Below are 16,491 nucleotides of genomic sequence, written 5' to 3' on the forward strand. Positions count from 1 at the left end.
CCGACGTCGGGCAGGGGCCACACTGGTCGGGTGAGTGCCGTGCCCGACCTCGCGGTGACGCCCGACCCGACGCCCCACCCGACCCCGGACCCGCCGCCGGGGTCCCTGTCCCGGCGACGGTGGGCCTCCGGCCTGGCGGTCGCGGTCGTGCTGCCGACGTTGCTGTCAGCCGGGCTCGTAGTCCTGGACGACCGGCTCGACCTGGCCACGCAGGCCCTGCTGCTGGTGCTCCCGACCGTGGTGGCGGCCCTGGTCGGCGGGCTGGCCCCCGCGGTGGTCGCCGCGGTGCTCGGCTCGGTGCTGCTCGCCTACCTGTTCACCCCGCCCGAGCGCACCTGGGAGGTCGCCGGGGCGACCAACGTCGTCGGGCTGGTCGTGCAGCTGGCGGTGGGGCTCTCGACCGCCGCGGCCGTCGACCTCGCGGCCCGACGGGCCCGCCAGGCCGAGGAGGCCGAGACCCGGCGCCGGGCCCTCGCCGCCGTCGACCGCACGCGTACGGCGCTGCTCGCCGCCGTCGGCCACGACCTGCGCACCCCGCTCGCGGCGGCGGGCGCCAGCATCGCCACGCTGCGCAGCGACGACCTGCGGCTGAGCGACGCCAACACCGCGGAGCTGCTGGAGGGCGCCCAGCAGTCCCTCGACCGCCTCGGCGCTCTCGTGGCCGACCTGCTGGACGTCAGCCGCCTCCGGGCCGGCGCGATGGCGGTGGTGCTGCAGCCGGTGGACCTGGAGGAGGTCTGCGCCCGGGCGCTGGACGACCTGGCCGCCGCTGCGACCGTGACGCTCGGCCGGGCCGCCGACGTGCCCGACGTGCGCGCCGACCCGGGCCTGCTCGAGCGCGTCGTGGTCAACCTGGTGGCCAACGCGCTGCGCCACACCCCCGGCGGACGGCCGCCCCGGCTGGTCGCCCGCCGGACGGACGGGATGGTCGAGCTCCGCGTCGTCGACCACGGGCCGGGCATCCCCGCGGAGCGGCGCGAGGAGGTCTTCGCCCCCTTCCAACGGCTGGGCGACACCGACCCGGCGAGCGGGATCGGGCTCGGGCTGGCGCTGTCCCGGGGCCTGGTGGAGGCGATGGGCGGGACGCTGCTCCCCGAGGACACCCCCGGCGGCGGCCTCACCATGGTCGTGGCCCTGCGCCCGGCGCCCGGGGGCCACGCCGGGCTGGTGCCCGGTCGGCGCGAGCGCGGCGAGACCCCGGAGGCGTCCCCGTGACCCGCGCGCTGGTCGTCGACGACGAGCCCACCATCCTCCGGGCGCTGGGGATCAACCTCACCGCCCGCGGCTACGACGTCAGGACGGCCGCCGACGGGGCCACGGCGCTGGCCGAGGCCGCCGTGCACCGGCCCGAGATCGTGGTGCTCGACCTGGGCCTCCCGGACCTCGACGGCACCACGGTGATCGCCGGGCTGCGCGGCTGGACCAGCGTGCCGGTGCTGGTGCTCTCGGGTCGTTCGGACTCGGCCGACAAGGTCGAGGCCCTCGACGCGGGCGCCGACGACTACGTCACCAAGCCGTTCGGCATGGACGAGCTGCTCGCCCGGATGCGCGCGCTGCTGCGCCGCGCCGACCGCCCGGGCGAGGACCCGCCGGTCGTCGGCTTCGGCGACGTCACCGTCGATCTCGCTGCCCGCCGGGTGCGACGGTCCGGGGCCGACGTACGGCTGACGCCCACGGAGTGGCACCTGCTCGAGGTGCTGGTGCGCCACCCGGGACGGCTGCTGACGCAGGCGCGGCTGCTCGACGAGGTCTGGGGGCCGGGCTACGAGACCGCGCACGGCAACCTGCGGCTCTACGTCGGCCAGCTGCGCAAGAAGCTCGAGCCCGACCCCGCCCGACCCCGGCACCTGCTGACCGAGCCGGGCATGGGCTACCGCTTCGAGCCCCAGGGCCGCTCGGCCCCCTAGCCTGGGCGGGTGACCTTGCCCCGATGGTTGCCGGCCGCCCGGCTCCCGCTGCCGCCCCGGCCGGCCCCGTGACCACCGATGACGGCGACCCCGTCTTCACCGTGCAGCGCCACCACGCCTCGACGCTGCACTTCGACCTGCGCCTCGAGGTCGACGGCGTGCTGGTCAGCTGGGCGGTGCCCAAGGGACCCTCGCTCGACCCGTCGGTGAAGCGGCTGGCGGTCAAGGTCGGCGACCACGACCTCGACCACGCGACCTACGAGGGACGGCACGCCGGCGGGCGGGGCCCCGGCACCAAGATCGTCTGGGACACCGGCACGCTGACCAACCTGACCCGCCGCGACGGCACGGAGCTGCCCCTGACCGAGGCCGTGGAGGCCGGCCACCTCAAGGTCGAGCTGCACGGGCACCGGTTGAACGGCGCCTTCGCCCTGACCCGCACGTTGCTCCGCGGCGACCCCGCCAGCTGGATCCTGGTCAAGGTCGACGACCACGGCGCCGACCCCGCGCACGAGGTGACCGAGGCGCTCACCTCGGTGCTCACGGGCCGCACCAACACCGACCTGGAGGACGTCGAGCCGGACTGACCCCGGGGACGCAACAGGCCCGGTGCGCAGTGCACCGGGCCTCTCGGTGGAGCTGAGGGGATTCGAACCCCTGACCCCCTGCATGCCATGCAGGTGCGCTACCAACTGCGCCACAGCCCCGAGTGTCACCCGTTCAGGCAACGCCGGAAATCCTAGCGGGCACCCCCGTCGGACGCGAATCCGGGGGTGCCGATCAGGAGATCTCGACGTCGGTCGCGCCGAGGTTCCAGCCGGCGAGCCGCAGCCGGCTGGCGCCACGCTCGCGCAGCACCGCCCACGCGCAGTTGCGCATCGCCTCCAGCCCGTCGGCGGCTGCCAGCGGCCAGCCGAGCATCCCGGCGACCCCGACGCGCATCGCGGCGCCGTGGAGCACCACGACGGCCGTCCCGTCCTCGGGCAGCCGGTCGAGCACCTCGCGCAGGGCAGGCACGAGCCGCTCCCCCACCTGCTCGACCGTCTCGGCGCCCTCGGCGTCGACGTGGGCGTGGACGTCGAAGGACTGCGCGGCCCCGGGTCCGAGGCGGTCGGCGAACTCCTGGCGGGTCAGGCCGGTGCGGGCGCCCGTGTCGTACTCCCGCAGCCGCGGGTCCTCCTCGGCGACCATCCCGATGGCCTTCTCGAGGAACGCCGCGGTCTCCCGGGCGCGCGCGAGGTCGCTGGTGACCAGCAGGTCGGGCCGCACCTCGGCGACCACCGGCGCCATCGCCTCGGCCTGGTCGCGCCCGGTCGCGTCGAGACCGACGTCGGCGTGGCCCTGGGCGCGCCCCTCGGCGTTCCAGGCGGTCTGCCCGTGGCGCACCAGCACCAGGCGTCGGCCGCGTCCGGGCGCGCCGGCCTCGGGCTGCCGCTCAGCGACCACGGTCAGCGGCCACGGCCGGAGGTGACGTCCGCCGGCAGGGTCAGCGCCGGGCAGTCGCGCCACAGCCGCTCGAGGGCGTAGAACTCGCGCTCCTCGGTGTGCATCACGTGCACGACGACCTCGGTGTAGTCGAGCAGCACCCAGCGACCCTGGCGGTGGCCCTCGCGACGTACGGGCTTGGCGCCGGCCTCGCGCAGCCGGTCCTCGACCTCCTCCACGATCGAGCGCACCTGGCGGTCGTTGGGCGCCGAGCAGATGACGAAGACGTCGGTGATGGCCAGCTGGTCGGAGACGTCGAAGGCGACGATCTGCTCGGCCAGCTTGTCCGAGGCGGCGCGGGCGGCCGTGTGGGCCAGCGCGACGGCCTGCTCGGTGGCGGTCATGTGGGTGCTCCCATGGCGTAGAGGTCGTGCTTGGCGATGTACTGCACCACGCCGTCCGGCACGAGGTACCAGACCGGCTCGCCCTTGGCGCGGCGGTCGCGGCACTCGGTGGAGGAGATCGCCAGGGCGGGGATCTCCAGGATGGTGACCCGGTCGGCGGGGATGCCGTCCAGCGTGCCGGCGGTCATCTCGTAGCCGGGGCGGGTGCAGCCGACGAACTGGGCGAGGTCGAACAGCTCGTCGGCCTCGCGCCAGGTGAAGATCTCCGCCAGCGCGTCGGCGCCGGTGATGAAGTAGAGGTCGGCGTCGGGCAACCGCGCGGTCAGGTCGCGCAGCGTGTCGATGGTGTACGTCGGTCCGTCCCGGTCGATGTCGACGCGGGACACGGTGAACCGCGGGTTGGACGCCGTGGCCACCACCGTCATCAGGTAGCGGTGCTCGGCCGGGCTGACGTCACGGTCGGACTTCTGCCAGGGCTGTCCGGTCGGCACGAAGACGACCTCGTCGAGGTCGAACCACGACTGGACCTCGCTGGCGGCCACGAGGTGGCCGTGGTGGATCGGGTCGAAGGTGCCGCCCATGACCCCGACGCGTCGCCGACGCGGCGTCGTCGTGCCGGGTCCGACGGGGGACTCCGCGGGGTCGGCGAGCACCTCCGGGACCTGCGCTGCGCTCAGGAGTGATCGCGTCCCTTGCCGAAGGCCGCCAGCGCGAGCACCAGGGCCAGGAGCAGGACCAGCGTGCCCCCACCGATGAGGTAGGGGCCGAACCCGGGGCCCTCGCCCTCGGCCGCGTTGAGCGGCAGCATCATCAGCACGTCGATCATGGGCGTCAGCCTAGCCGCAGGCCAGGTCAGTGGAAGAGCAGGCCCACGCCCAGCAGCCAGGCCCAGAAGAACAGCGTGCGGCCGACCAGGCCGGTGACGAAGAAGACCACGACGTTCATGCGCAGCGTGCCCGCGAGCACCGCCATCACGAAGAACGGTGGGAACCCGGCGGCGGCCGAGACGAAGTTGAGGGCGCCGCTGACCACGGGGCGACCCTCCACGGTGCGCTGCCAGCGGGCCAGCTGGGCCTGCCGCTTGGGGCTCTGCATCCGCTTGCGCATGAACGGCACCCCGACGGCGCTGCGCGAGCCGTAGTACCACGCGAGCTTGCCGATGTTCTGACCCAGCGAGGCCACCGCCGCCAGCAGCAGCGCGTTGCGGTCGTTGTTCGTGGCGTACGCGACGGAGATGTAGGCCTCCATGTTGAAGATCGGGATGCTCGAGGAGACGATCCCGAACCCGAAGGTCAGCAGCAGCAGCTTCACCGGGTGTGGCCGTCACCCGTCACGACGTACTTGGTGGAGGTCATCTCCGGCAGGCCCATCGGACCACGGGCGTGCAGCTTCTGGGTGGAGATGCCGATCTCGGCGCCGAACCCGAACTCGCCACCGTCGGTGAAGCGCGTGGAGGCGTTGACCAGCACCGCGGCGGAGTCGACCGCGGCGGTGAACCGCTGCGCCGCGGCCGCGGAGTCGGTGACGATCGCGTCGGAGTGGCCCGAGGAGTGGCGACGGATGTGCTCCAGCGCCGCGTCGAGGTCGGGCACGACGGCCGCGGAGATCTCCAGGGCGAGGTACTCCGTGCCCCAGTCGGCCTCCGTCGCCGGCACCACGCCGTCGACGGCGGCGAAGGTCGCGTCGCCGTGCACCAGCACGCCGGCCTGCTGCAGCCGGGCGGTGATGCGCGGCACGAACTCCGCGGCGACCGCCTCGGCCACCAGCAGCGACTCGGCGGCGTTGCACACCGAGGTGCGGTGGGTCTTGGCGTTGAGCACGATCCGCTCGGCCATGTCGAGGTCGGCGGCCGCGTCGACGTAGACGTGGCAGTTGCCGACCCCGGTCTCGATCACCGGCACCGTCGACTCCTCCACCACCGAGGCGATCAGGCCGGCACCCCCGCGCGGGATCAGCACGTCGACCAGGCCGCGCGCCCGCATCAGCTCCTTGACGGCGTCGTGGCCCTCCCCCGGCACCAGCTGCACCACGTCGGCGGGAAGGCCGGACGCGGCGGCGGCCCGCTGCAGCGAGGCCACGATCGCGGTGTTGGAGCTCAGCGCGCTCGAGGAGCCCCGCAGCAGCACGGCGTTGCCGCTCTTGAGGCAGATGCCGGCGGCGTCGGCGGTGACGTTGGGTCGCGCCTCGTAGATGATGCCGACCACGCCGAACGGCACCCGCACCTGTCGCAGCTGCAGCCCGTTGGCCAGGGTCGAGCCCCGCACCACCTCGCCCACGGGGTCCGGCAGGCCGGCGACGTCGCGCAGCCCCTGGGCCATCGCCGCCAGGCGCGGGCCGTCCAGCCGCAACCGGTCGACGACGTTCTCCGCCGTACCCGCCGACCGAGCACGCTCGACGTCCTCGGCGTTGGCGGCGAGGATCACCGCCTCGTCGTCGAGGAGGGTGGCCGCCATCGCCTCGAGGGCGGCGTCCTTGGCCGCCCGGGTGGCCAGGGCCAGGGTGGACGCGGCGGTCCGGGCCCGTCCGGCCACCTCGGCGAACACGGTGGTGGGCATGCGCCCAGCGTAGAGGGACCTCAGGCCCGCCGGCCGGGACGGGTGCGCCGGTCGTGGATGTGCTTCTCCACGATCTCCAGCCCCACGACCTCCCAGTCGGGCAGCCGGGCGCTGTCGCGGTGCTCGTTCCACAGCCGCATCGCCAGCGAGGCCACGTCGAGCATCGACTCGCCCTCGTCCCAGAAGCGCACCTCGGCGGTGTCGCCCGTGGCCGAGACCGAGTCGAGGAACGGTCGCTCCGCGGTCAGTCGCTGCACCGCCGCCCGCGCCAGCAACGGCTCGACGGCGGCACCCCCCAGCGTCAGCGTCACGTGCCAGTGACGCACAGCAGCCTCCACGCCAGTCCCCCTCGCGACGTCCCCTGCTCCGGTCATCTGCTGCCGGCGGAGCCACCCCATGGCCCGACCGGCGGGCTCCATTCTGTCCGGATCCTGGGACCAGCGGGGCAGAACCGACAGATCGGACCCGTGGTTCAGAGCACCACGAGGTCGTCGCGGTGGACCACCTCGCGCTCGTACGCCGCCCCCAGCTCGCGCGCCAGGTCGTGCGTGGACCGCCCCAGCAGGCCGGGCAGCTCCGCGGCGTCGTAGTTGACCAGCCCGCGGGCGACCGGGCGCCCGTCGGTGCCCACGAGCTCGACCGGGTCGCCGGCCACGAAGCTGCCGCCGACGTCGGTCACCCCCGCCGGCAGCAGCGAGGCCCGCCGCTCGGTCACGGCGCGGACCGCCCCGGCGTCGAGCACCAGGTGGCCGCGCGGCTCGGTCGCGTGCGCCAGCCACAGCAACCGGGTCGGGCGGCGCCGTCCGGTGGCGTGGAACAGGGTGCCGGTCGGCGCACCGGCCAGCGCCTCCCCCGCGTGGGCGGTGTCGGTGAGGACGACCGGGATGCCGGCCCCGGTGGCGATCCGGGCGGCGTCCAGCTTGGTCTCCATGCCGCCGGTGCCGACGCCGGCACTGCCCGCGCCACGGACCTCGACGCCGGTGACGTCGTCCCACGAGTGCACGTCGGCGAGCAGCGTGCTGCCGGGACGGCCGGGCGGCGCGTCGTACAGGCCGTCGACGTCGGAGAGCAGCACCAGCAGGTCGGCGTGCACGAGGTGGGCCACGAGCGCGGCGAGCCGGTCGTTGTCGCCGAAGCGGATCTCGGAGGTCGCGACCGTGTCGTTCTCGTTGACGATCGGCACCGCGCCCAGCTCGAGCAGCTTGTCGAAGGTGCGCTGGGCGTTGCGGTAGTGGCTGCGTCGCGTGACGTCGTCGACCGTGAGCAGCACCTGGCCGGTCACCTGGCCGTGCCGAGCGAACTCCTCGGTGTAGCGGTGCACCAGGATGCCCTGGCCCACCGACGCGGCCGCCTGCTGGCGGGCCAGGTCGCGGGGCCGCCGCCGGAACGCCAGCGGCGCCAGCCCGGCGGCGATCGCGCCGGAGGACACGAGCACCAGCTCGGCCCCGCGGGCGCGTACGCCGGCCAGGTGGTCGACGAGCTCCCTGACCCGCTCGGGGTCCAGGCCGCCGCTGGCCGTGGTCAGCGACGACGAGCCCACCTTGACCACGACGCGCCGGGCGCCGGAGACCGCGGGACGGCTCATCGCCAGTCGTCCCGGTCGTCCCCGTCCTGACCGTCCTGCTCGTCGTCGTCGAAGTCGAGGTGGGTCAGGCCGTGCTCCTGGTCGTAGCGGCGGGCGACGTCGGCCCGCTCCTCGCCCTCGGCGCGGCCCTCCATGAGCGCGTCGATGGCCCGGCGTCGCTGCCGGGCCACGCGCGACTCGCTGAAGCGCTGGTCCTCGCCGCGGCGGCCGAGCATCTGCGCCCCGGCGTCGATGCCGGGCCGGAAGTCGAAGACGACCGCGTTGTCGGGGTGGCCGATCAGCACCGGGTCGCCCTCGTGGGCACCCAGCTCGACCAGGCGCTTCTCCACGCCCAGCCGCTCGAGCCGGTCGGCGAGGAAGCCGACGGCCTCGTCGTTGCTGAAGTCGGTCTGCCGGATCCAGCGCTCGGGCTTCTCGCCGCGCACGCGCCAGCCCTCGCCGGTCTCCTTGACGGTGAACTCCACCGCGGCGCTGGTGCTGCGCGGCCGGATCACGATGCGGGTGGACTCCTCGCGCGGCTCGGCCGCCCGGCGGGCGGCCACGACCTCGGCCATCGCGAAGGACAGCTGGCGCAGTCCCTCGTGGCTCGCGGCGCTCACGTCGAAGACCGGCCAGCCTCGCTCGGCGACCTCGGCCCGCACGATGTCGGCCATGTCGCGGCCGTCGGGCACGTCGATCTTGTTCAGCGCCACCAGCCGCGGTCGGTCGGCGAGACCGCCGTAGCGCTCCAGCTCGCGCTCGATGACGTCGAGGTCCTCGGCCGGGTTGCGACCGGGCTCCAGGGTGGCGAGGTCGACCACGTGGACGAGGGCGGCGCAGCGCTCGACGTGGCGCAGGAAGTCGTGGCCCAGGCCCCGACCCTCGCTGGCGCCCTCGATCAGGCCGGGCACGTCGGCGACGGTGAAGGTGGTGTCGCCGGCCTTGACGACCCCGAGGTTGGGCACCAGCGTGGTGAACGGGTAGTCCGCGATCTTGGGGCGGGCACGCGAGAGCGCGGCGATCAGGCTGGACTTGCCGGCGCTGGGGAACCCCACCAGCCCGATGTCGGCGACCACCTTGAGCTCGAGGTGGATGACCAGCTCCTCGCCGGGCTCCCCCAGGAGCGCGAAGCCGGGCGCCTTGCGCTTGGCCGAGGCGAGCGCGGCATTGCCGAGACCCCCGCGACCGCCCTCGGCGATGGTCATCTCGGTGCCGGGACCCACGAGGTCGGCCAGCACCTCGCCGTCCTCGTCGGTGACGACGGTGCCGTCGGGGACGGGCAGCACGAGGTCCTCGCCGTGCCCGCCGTTGCGGTGCGCGCCGGCGCCGTGGCCGCCGTGGGGCGCGACCCGTCGCGCCTGGTGGTGGTAGTCGATCAGCGTGGTCACGTCGGGGTCGACACGCAGGATGATCGAGCCGCCGGGCCCGCCGTTGCCGCCGTCGGGGCCGCCGAGCGGCTTGAACTTCTCGCGGTGCACCGAGGCGACGCCGTTGCCGCCGCGTCCGGCCACGACGTGCAGCCGGACTCGGTCGACGAAGGTCGGGACGGCCATGGGGCTCCTACTCGGTGCTGCTGGGGGTCCCGCCACGACCGGCGGCCGGGGTCGGGGAAGCGCGAAGGGCGCTCCTGATGGTCTCAGGAACGCCCTTGCAGGTGGATCGGAGATCGGGTCTGCGTCACTCCGCCGAGACGACGACGTTGACCACGCGGCGACCGCGCTTGGTGCCGAACTCGACGTTGCCGCCCACGAGGGCGAACAGCGTGTCGTCCCCGCCGCGGCCGACGCCGGCACCGGGGTGGAAGTGGGTGCCACGCTGGCGCACGATGATCTCACCGGCGTTGACGAGCTGTCCGCCGAAGCGCTTCACGCCGAGACGCTGCGCGTTGGAGTCGCGGCCGTTCTTGGTGGACGCCGCGCCCTTCTTGTGTGCCATGAGGTTGAGTCCTTTGCGTGCGGAGGAGCGGGAGGGGGATGACCAGGAGTGGTCAGACGGTGATGTCGGTGACCTTCACCTGGATGTACTTCTGGCGGTGACCCTGACGCTTCTTGTAGCCGGTCTTGTTCTTGTACTTCTGGATGACGATCTTGGGCCCCTTGGTGGCACCGAGGACCTCGACGGTCACCCCGGCCTTGTCGAGGCCGGTCGAGGTGACGTTCTCGCCGTCCACGACCATCACCACGGGGAGGGTCAGCGACTCGCCGACACCGGTGGCGGTGCGGTCGATCTCGATGACGTCGCCGACGGCAACCTTCTGCTGCTTGCTGCCTGCGCGCACGACTGCGTACACGACGACTCACTCTCCTCGGGTCTGCTGCTGGTGGTCAGTCTGGGTGGCCCGCTCGACGTCCTCGGCCCCGGGTCCGTGGACCAGGCGCGAAGCGGCTCGGGCGACGGTGCCGCGTAGCGCACCAAGGGAGTACGTTACCGGCCCCCCGGCGGCAGGGTCAAAACGGCCCCGCCCGCCGGCGCGGGGGTCAGCGCTTGCGGGCTCCTTTGCGCTTCACCGGCACGTGGAGCAGCGAGCCCTCCCCGTCGCCCTGGTCGTCGGTGTCGTAGGCGTCCTGGGGCGCCTCGGCCTCCTCGACCGTGGGGGCGAGGGCCTCGCCGCTGCCCGCGTCACCGGTGGTCACCTCGGGGCTGCTCGGCTCGGGCTGCTCGGCGGCCGGGCCCTGCGTGGGCTCGGCCACGACCACCGGCGGACCGGCGGCGCGACGGGCGCTGCGCCGCCGCGTGCTGGTGACGATCCGGGGGGCGGGGTCGACGGGCGTCTCGGTCGGGGCGTCGGCCTGGGTCTCGGCCTGGGTCTCGGCCGGGGTCTCGGGCTGGGTCTCGGCCTGGGTCTCGATCGGGGCCTGTGCCTCGGTCGCCGTCCCGTCCGGAGCCTCGGCAGGCGTCTCGGCGGCGGTCTCGGCCGTGGCTCCGACGTGCTCGACCGGGGCGACCGGGCCGTCGGTGCTGGGCACCTGCTGCGGCTCGGGTGCGGTGCCAGCCGGCCGACCGATCACGGCCTGCTCGGCAGTGGCGTCGGTCGGGGCGTCGGTCGACACGTCGCTCGGGGAGTCGGCGGAACCGGCGTCGGTGGGGGCGTCCGCGGGCTCGGGCGGACGGCTGTGGGCCAGGTCACGGGGAGACGGCGGACCGCTGGGGGCGGCCCCCTGGTTGCCGTTGCCGTTGCCGTTGCCGTTGCCGTTGCCGTCGGAGTCCTCGCCACGGCCGCCGCGGTTGCGGCCGCCGCGACTGCGCCGCCCGCCGGAGCGGCCGTCGTCGTCGCTGGCCGGCCGGTGCTCGACGGGGTGGTCCTCCACCACGATGCCGCGGCCCTTGCAGGCTTCACAGTCGTGGCTGAAGGCCTCGACCAGGCCGGTGCCGATGCGCTTGCGGGTCATCTGCACGAGCCCCAGCGAGGTCACCTCGGCGACCTGGTGGCGGGTGCGGTCGCGACCGAGGCACTCGACGAGACGCCGGAGCACGAGGTCGCGGTTGGACTCCAGGACCATGTCGATGAAGTCGACGACGATGATGCCGCCGATGTCGCGCAGCCGGAGCTGGCGCACCATCTCCTCGGCCGCCTCCAGGTTGTTCTTGGTGACCGTCTCCTCGAGGTTGCCCCCGGAGCCGGTGAACTTCCCGGTGTTGACGTCGACGACCGTCATCGCCTCGGTGCGGTCGATGATGAGCGACCCGCCCGAGGGCAGCCAGACCTTGCGGTCCAGGCCCTTGGCGATCTGCTCGTCGATCCGGTGGGCCGCGAAGACGTCGGCGCCGCCGTTCTGCCCCTGCTCGGCCGGGCCGTAGTGCTCGAGCCGGTCGCGCAGCTCGGGCGCGACGTGCGACACGTAGCCGTCGACCAGGTCCCACGCGTCGTCGCCCTGGACGACGAGCCGGGCGAAGTCCTCGGTGAACAGGTCGCGGACGACCTTGAGGGTGAGGTCGGGCTCGCCGTACAGCAGCTGCGGGGCCTTGCCGCCCTTGATCTTCTCCTCGATGTCCGACCAGCGCGCGGTCAGCCGCTCGACGTCGAGGGTCAGCTCCTCCTCCGAGGCGCCCTCGGCGGCGGTGCGGACGATGACGCCCGCCCCGTCGGGGACGATCTGCTTGAGCAGCGTCTTGAGGCGGTGGCGCTCGGTGTCGGGGAGCTTGCGCGAGATGCCCGACGTCGTGCCCTCGGGGACGTAGACCAGGAACCGGCCCGGCAGGCTGATCTGCCCGGTCAGGCGCGCACCCTTGTGGCCGACGGGGTCCTTGGTGACCTGCACCAGGATCGACTGGCCCGAGGAGAGCACCGACTCGATCTTGCGCGGCTGCCCCTCCTGGTGGCCCAGGGCCTGCCAGTTGACCTCGCCGGCGTAGATGACCGCGTTGCGACCCTTGCCGATGTCGACGAACGCCGCCTCCATCGAGGGCAGCACGTTCTGCACCCGCCCGACGTAGACGTTGCCGATCATCGAGGTCTGCGACTCGCGGGCCACGTAGTGCTCCACGAGGACCTTGTCCTCGAGCACCGCGATCTGGGTGAGGTCCTGCCGCTGCCGGATCACCATGACGCGGTCGACGGCCTCGCGGCGCGCCAGGAACTCCGCTTCGCTGACGATCGGGGCGCGTCGGCGTCCGGCCTCACGGCCCTCGCGACGCCGCTGCTTCTTGGCCTCGAGACGCGTCGAGCCCTGGACGCTGGTGATCTCGTCCTCGGCGTTGCGCGGCCGGCGCGAGCGGCCGCCCCCGCCCTGGCCGCCGCCCGAGCCCGATCCCGAGCCCGAGCCGCCGTTGTCCTGGGAGTCGCCGCCGTCGGAGTCACCGGAGCGACGACGACGGCGCCGACGACGCGAGCCGCCGCTACCACCCTCGTTCGAGTCGCCCGAGTCGCCCGTGTCGTCCGAGTCCTGGGCGTCGCCCGGCTCGCCCGCGTCGGCGTCCTGGTCCGACGAGCCGTCGGAGTCGGAGGCGGAACCGCCGCGGGAACGCCCGCGGCCCCGACCGCCCGAGCCGCTCCTCCCGGAGCCGTCCGTGCCGGACGTGGTGTCGGTGCCGCCGGCGCTGTCGGAGGCGTCCGAGTCGTCCTGTCCGTCCTGACCGTCGCCGGCCCCCTCGGCGGAGTCCGACGGCCGGCGGCGCCGGCGCCCACCGCGGCGACGGCGACGGCGGGGCGCGGTGTCGTCGCCCTCGTCGGTGTCGTCGCCCTCGTCGGGGTCGTCGGTGGCGGCATCGGCCGTCGTGTCGGTGGTCTCCGAGGCGTCGGTCGCGTCCGTCCCGGCGTCCGAGGCGTCCTCGGCGTCCGGGTCGGCGACGACGTCGACCGTCTCGTCGTCCGTCGCGTCCGCGGCGACCGTCGCGGCGGTCGCGTCGTCCTCGTCGGCGGGGGCAGCCTCGGCGTCGGCCTTCTTCTTCGACCCGCTCTTCTTCTTGCCGCCGCCCGACTTCTTCTTCTTGGGCTTCTCCGGGGCGTCCCCGTCGTTGCCGGCCCGGGTGTCCGCCGGGGTGTCGGCCGGGGCGTCGGCCGGGGCGTCCGTCGGGGCGTCGACGGCCACGGTCGCCTCGACCGGGGTCGGTGCCGCCTCGGCGGGCTCCGCGGCGGGCGCCGGGGCCGTCTTGCGGGCGGCCCGCTTGCGCGGAGTGGCCTTCTTGGCCGGGGCCTGGAACAGCACGGCCGGGGCGGCGGGGACGGTCGACTGCTCGGTCGGCTGCTCGGTCGGCTGCTCCGTCTGCTGGTCGGTCGGCTGGTCGGTCGGCAGGTCGGCCTGCTCGTCGGCGACGGTCGCGGCGGCCCGGACCTCGGCGGACGCGGGGGCCTCGGCAGGTGCGGGGGCGCCGGCAGGACGGCGGGCGGCGGTCCGCTTGCGGGCGGCCGCCTTCTTGCGCGGCGCGGGAGCGTCCTCGGTCGCGGCACCGGTGTCGGCGTCCGCGTCGGCCGGCGCCGTCAGCGGGTCGACCGGCTCCGGGGCGGCGGCCCGCTTGGCCGGGGCCTTGCGGGTGGTCTTGCGCGCGGTCTTGCGGGCCGGGGCCACGGACGCGTCAGGAGCCGCCGGGGCGTTCGGGTCGGGCGTGGGACCGGTCTCGGCCGGCGGCGTGGTGCCGCCGTCGCCGGGGGTGCCACCCGGGGAGCCCCCGGTGGTGTCGGGCCCGGGGGCCGACGGGTCGGGCGTGGGGGTGGTGGTCTGGTCGTCGTCGGGCACGGGATGAGCTCCTCGTGCACCGCGGGGCCGGGAGTGCCGGGCCTGCTGGTGCGTGGTCGCGGCGTGCGACGCGTCGTGGATGCGGCGCGCTGCACGCAAAGCCTGTCGGTGGCGACGACTCCTCCGCCTGTGCGCGTCGACGGGCGCTGTCCACACCGACCGCGGTCGCCGGGCCTATCGGGAAGCTGTCACCTTCACCGAGGGGCCGCGTCGCGGTCCGGTGCCAACGGGTCGCCCACCGTGCCGTCCGCCTCGTCCAGAGGCCCCTGCGCCAACCGCTGCTGGAGGGCCGCGGTGACGTCGAGGCCGGAAGACTTGGTGAGAGCGGCGAGAACGTCGTCGGGTCTCACGGACGGCGTGCCGTGCCGCAGGACCACGTCGAGTATCGCACACCCGGGTCGATCCGGGTCCTCTCCGCGCACCGACGCCGCCTGCACGGCGGCGCGGGCGTCGAAGCGGCGCAGCCCCTTCTTGGTCATCCGCTCGACCTCGACCTCGGGCGTGTCGAGCAGCGCGGCGACCGCCTCGCGCGCCGCGTCCACACCGATGCCGTCGAGGGTGATCCGCCAGTGCGAGGCCTCCAGCCGCTCGGCGAGGGAGCCGCCGGAGCTGACCACCACCTCGAGCAGGTCGAGGCCGTCGGGCAGCGCCTCGGACAGCGAGGCGTGCACGCGGGCCGGGTCGACGACCTCGGCGAGGGCGACCTCGACGTACTCCGCCTCGCTCGCCGACCCGGTGGGCGCGGCGCCCGCGTAGGAGATGCGCGGGTGGGGGTTGAAGCCCGAGGAGTAGGCCATCGGCACCCGGGCGCGGAACACCGCGCGCTCGAAGGCGCGGCTGAAGTCGCGGTGGCTGGTGAACCGGAGCCGGCCGCGCTTGGCGTAGCGGATCCGCAGCCGCTGCAGCGGCGGCGGCTGTTGCTCGGGCTGCTCACGCACCCGCAGACCCTAGCCCCGGCGGACCTCAGGGCCGCCGCTCCCCCTTCATCTGGGGCGAGGCGTAGACGGTCGAGACGACGTCGCCGTCGAGCCAGGCGGTCAGGCGCGCGGCCTCCTCGTCCAGGGCCCGGCGCCCCTGCTCGCCGACGTCGCGGCGCAGCACCACCCGCACGACCGCATCGGGGTCCTGCACCCAGCAGCCCACCACGCGGCCGTCCCACCACGCGGTGGTGCCGCCGTTGCCGTTGGTGTCGAACAGGTGGGGGACGTCGTCGGGGTCGAGGTAGAAGTCGCGTTCCTTCCAGCCCATCAGGGTGGGGTCGAGGACTGGGAGGAGCGCCGCCCCGGCGGCCGGACCGGGCTCCTCGTCGAGGTCGTCGGGCAGCACCCAGCCGGTGGCCCCCGAGTCGAGGCCGACCTCCAGGGCCTCGAGGTCGGCGAGGGCACGACGCACGGCTGCCTTGGTGCCGCCCAGCCACCACACCAGGTCGGTCTCGGTGCCGGGACCGAACTGCGCCAGCCAGCGACCGACCAGGACGCGGTAGCCCTCGGCCTCGCCCAGGGGGGCGGGCGGGTCCTCCCCCAGCCAGGTGGCCGGCAGGGTCCAGCGGTGCCGGGCCGCGCGCCAGCCCAGCTCGTTGTCGCCCCGCAGCAGGCGGGCCTCGGCCGCGAGCACGGTCAGCACCCGCCCGGCGACGGGCGTCGTGGCGCCACGCCAGGCCCCGAGCCGGCGGTCGAGCTCGGGGACCAGGCCGCGCAGCTGCGTGGTGGTGGCCGGGCCGGCGTCCCCCACCGCGGCGAGGACCGCGTCGCCCACGACCTCGACCCAGGCCGCGCCGTCGTCGGCCAGTCCGGCCAGCTCGACGTCCTTGGCCAGCCGGGCGCGCTGCTGCGCGGCCACGCGACGCGATGCGCTCCCCCACACGGCGGGGAGCAGCTCGCGCGGGAAGCCGAACAGCGTGCGGCGCATCGCGAGCTGCTTGACCACCGAGCGGTCGGCGTACAGCGCCGCGTCCACCTGCGCGCGCGACGCGCCACTGCGTGCCCGGACCGCGAGGTGCACCGTCGGCGGCTCGGTGGCGTGCAGGCACACGACCGAGGCCACGGCCGTCTCGACGTCGGCGACCGGCGCCGCCAGCGCCTGCCGTCGCCAGGCCCGGGCGCGGCGCTGCTCGTCGGAGATAGCGTGCACGGGGCCGATCATGGCACCGGCCTCCGACGCGGGTCAGGCGCGGCGCTGCCCGGGGACGACCGGCACCGGACCGGTCGGGGTGGCACCGGGCGAGGCGTCGAGCAGCAGCGTCCGGACGTGGGCGCGCACCGCCGCCACCTCGCCGAGGTCGAGCCGCGCCCAGGGACAGCCCGGACGGTAGAGGCGGTGCAGCGCCTCCACGTCGGAGTAGCAGTAGAGCACCAGGCGGCCGTCGGGCCCCTGCCACAGCTCGACCCGACGGTCGCGCTCGTCGCCGCCCGAGGTCGGGACCACGACCAGGGGTGGGAGGGGGCGGTGGGTGCTGTCGTCCAT

At 74.7% G+C, this 16,491-nt stretch carries 18 protein-coding genes and 1 tRNA gene; 3 read left to right on the forward strand and 16 right to left on the reverse strand.

The window, feature by feature from the left end; translation table 11 throughout:
- Positions 1-30: 30 nt before the first annotated feature.
- From ASG49_RS16895 to ASG49_RS16905, 3 genes are all read left to right on the forward strand, one after another.
- Positions 31-1,215: an ATP-binding protein gene (locus tag ASG49_RS16895; RefSeq protein WP_200936365.1), complete on the forward strand. Its 1,185-nt coding sequence runs from the start codon at positions 31-33 to the stop codon at positions 1,213-1,215.
- Complete coding sequence (locus ASG49_RS16900) at positions 1,212-1,907, forward strand: response regulator (protein ID WP_056544246.1); 696 nt, start codon at positions 1,212-1,214, stop codon at positions 1,905-1,907. The genes ASG49_RS16895 and ASG49_RS16900 overlap by 4 nt, the downstream gene beginning before the upstream one ends.
- A gap of 68 nt (positions 1,908-1,975) precedes the next feature.
- Positions 1,976-2,494, forward strand: coding sequence for a DNA polymerase ligase N-terminal domain-containing protein (locus ASG49_RS16905; RefSeq protein ID WP_235562145.1), 519 nt, complete (start codon positions 1,976-1,978; stop codon positions 2,492-2,494).
- Between the two features lie 47 nt (positions 2,495-2,541).
- Here the strand turns inward: ASG49_RS16905 and ASG49_RS16910 are convergent.
- The 16 genes from ASG49_RS16910 to ASG49_RS16980 all read right to left on the reverse strand — a co-directional run bounded on the left by ASG49_RS16910 (position 2,542) and on the right by ASG49_RS16980 (position 16,491).
- Positions 2,542-2,614 (reverse strand) — tRNA-Ala (locus ASG49_RS16910).
- Positions 2,615-2,687: 73 nt separating this feature from the next.
- On the reverse strand, positions 2,688-3,353 hold the full coding sequence (locus tag ASG49_RS16915) for a histidine phosphatase family protein (protein ID WP_056544252.1): 666 nt from the start codon (positions 3,351-3,353) through the stop codon (positions 2,688-2,690).
- 2 nt (positions 3,354-3,355) lie between these two features.
- Positions 3,356-3,736, reverse strand: a complete 381-nt coding sequence (rsfS, locus tag ASG49_RS16920) for a ribosome silencing factor (RefSeq protein ID WP_056544255.1) — start codon at positions 3,734-3,736, stop codon at positions 3,356-3,358.
- Complete coding sequence (gene nadD, locus ASG49_RS16925) at positions 3,733-4,389, reverse strand: nicotinate-nucleotide adenylyltransferase (protein ID WP_255355147.1); 657 nt, start codon at positions 4,387-4,389, stop codon at positions 3,733-3,735. The genes rsfS and nadD overlap by 4 nt, the downstream gene beginning before the upstream one ends.
- A gap of 20 nt (positions 4,390-4,409) precedes the next feature.
- Positions 4,410-4,562, reverse strand: coding sequence for a hypothetical protein (locus ASG49_RS18780; RefSeq protein ID WP_156384401.1), 153 nt, complete (start codon positions 4,560-4,562; stop codon positions 4,410-4,412).
- A gap of 26 nt (positions 4,563-4,588) precedes the next feature.
- Positions 4,589-5,047: a hypothetical protein gene (locus ASG49_RS16930; protein ID WP_056544259.1), complete on the reverse strand. Its 459-nt coding sequence runs from the start codon at positions 5,045-5,047 to the stop codon at positions 4,589-4,591.
- A complete protein-coding gene (locus ASG49_RS16935) occupies positions 5,044-6,291 on the reverse strand; it encodes a glutamate-5-semialdehyde dehydrogenase (protein ID WP_056544261.1) in 1,248 nt (415 codons plus the stop codon). Before ASG49_RS16935 ends, ASG49_RS16930 begins: the two co-directional genes overlap by 4 nt.
- Positions 6,292-6,311: 20 nt before the next feature.
- Positions 6,312-6,629, reverse strand: coding sequence for a hypothetical protein (locus ASG49_RS16940; RefSeq protein WP_200936366.1), 318 nt, complete (start codon positions 6,627-6,629; stop codon positions 6,312-6,314).
- Positions 6,630-6,763: 134 nt separating this feature from the next.
- The gene (gene proB, locus ASG49_RS16945) at positions 6,764-7,876 is read right to left on the reverse strand and encodes a glutamate 5-kinase (protein WP_056544264.1); all 1,113 of its coding nucleotides are present in this window, start codon (positions 7,874-7,876) and stop codon (positions 6,764-6,766) included.
- Complete coding sequence (gene obgE, locus ASG49_RS16950; protein WP_082534230.1) at positions 7,873-9,408, reverse strand: GTPase ObgE; 1,536 nt, start codon at positions 9,406-9,408, stop codon at positions 7,873-7,875. Before obgE ends, proB begins: the two co-directional genes overlap by 4 nt.
- Positions 9,409-9,532: 124 nt before the next feature.
- A complete protein-coding gene (rpmA, locus tag ASG49_RS16955) occupies positions 9,533-9,790 on the reverse strand; it encodes a 50S ribosomal protein L27 (protein WP_056544267.1) in 258 nt (85 codons plus the stop codon).
- Positions 9,791-9,842: 52 nt separating this feature from the next.
- Entirely contained in the window at positions 9,843-10,145 is a 303-nt protein-coding gene (gene rplU, locus ASG49_RS16960) for a 50S ribosomal protein L21 (protein WP_056544270.1), read from the reverse strand.
- A gap of 187 nt (positions 10,146-10,332) precedes the next feature.
- On the reverse strand, positions 10,333-14,028 hold the full coding sequence (locus tag ASG49_RS19165) for an Rne/Rng family ribonuclease (protein WP_235562146.1): 3,696 nt from the start codon (positions 14,026-14,028) through the stop codon (positions 10,333-10,335).
- 194 nt (positions 14,029-14,222) lie between these two features.
- Positions 14,223-14,966 carry a TIGR03936 family radical SAM-associated protein gene (locus tag ASG49_RS16970; protein WP_056544273.1) on the reverse strand — a complete coding sequence of 248 codons (744 nt, stop codon included), beginning with the start codon at positions 14,964-14,966 and terminating at the stop codon, positions 14,223-14,225.
- Between the two features lie 25 nt (positions 14,967-14,991).
- Positions 14,992-16,158: a winged helix DNA-binding domain-containing protein gene (locus ASG49_RS16975; RefSeq protein WP_056545011.1), complete on the reverse strand. Its 1,167-nt coding sequence runs from the start codon at positions 16,156-16,158 to the stop codon at positions 14,992-14,994.
- A 33-nt stretch (positions 16,159-16,191) separates the two neighbouring features.
- Positions 16,192-16,491 carry a hypothetical protein gene (locus ASG49_RS16980; protein WP_056544276.1) on the reverse strand — a complete coding sequence of 100 codons (300 nt, stop codon included), beginning with the start codon at positions 16,489-16,491 and terminating at the stop codon, positions 16,192-16,194.

It is taken from the genome of Marmoricola sp. Leaf446, assembly GCF_001424755.1.
Classification (GTDB): Bacteria; Actinomycetota; Actinomycetes; order Propionibacteriales; family Nocardioidaceae; genus Marmoricola.

Excerpts from the sequence above, each read along its gene's own strand:
- rpmA (WP_056544267.1), bottom strand. The coding sequence starts at position 9,790 with ATGGCACACAAGAAGGGCGCGGCGTCCACCAAGAACGGCCGCGACTCC.
- proB (WP_056544264.1), bottom strand. The coding sequence starts at position 7,876 with ATGAGCCGTCCCGCGGTCTCCGGCGCCCGGCGCGTCGTGGTCAAGGTG.
- ASG49_RS18780 (WP_156384401.1), bottom strand. The coding sequence starts at position 4,562 with ATGATCGACGTGCTGATGATGCTGCCGCTCAACGCGGCCGAGGGCGAG.
- obgE (WP_082534230.1), bottom strand. The coding sequence starts at position 9,408 with ATGGCCGTCCCGACCTTCGTCGACCGAGTCCGGCTGCACGTCGTGGCC.
- rsfS (WP_056544255.1), bottom strand. The coding sequence starts at position 3,736 with ATGACCGCCACCGAGCAGGCCGTCGCGCTGGCCCACACGGCCGCCCGC.
- ASG49_RS16935 (WP_056544261.1), bottom strand. The coding sequence starts at position 6,291 with ATGCCCACCACCGTGTTCGCCGAGGTGGCCGGACGGGCCCGGACCGCC.
- ASG49_RS16980 (WP_056544276.1), bottom strand. The coding sequence starts at position 16,491 with ATGGACGACAGCACCCACCGCCCCCTCCCACCCCTGGTCGTGGTCCCG.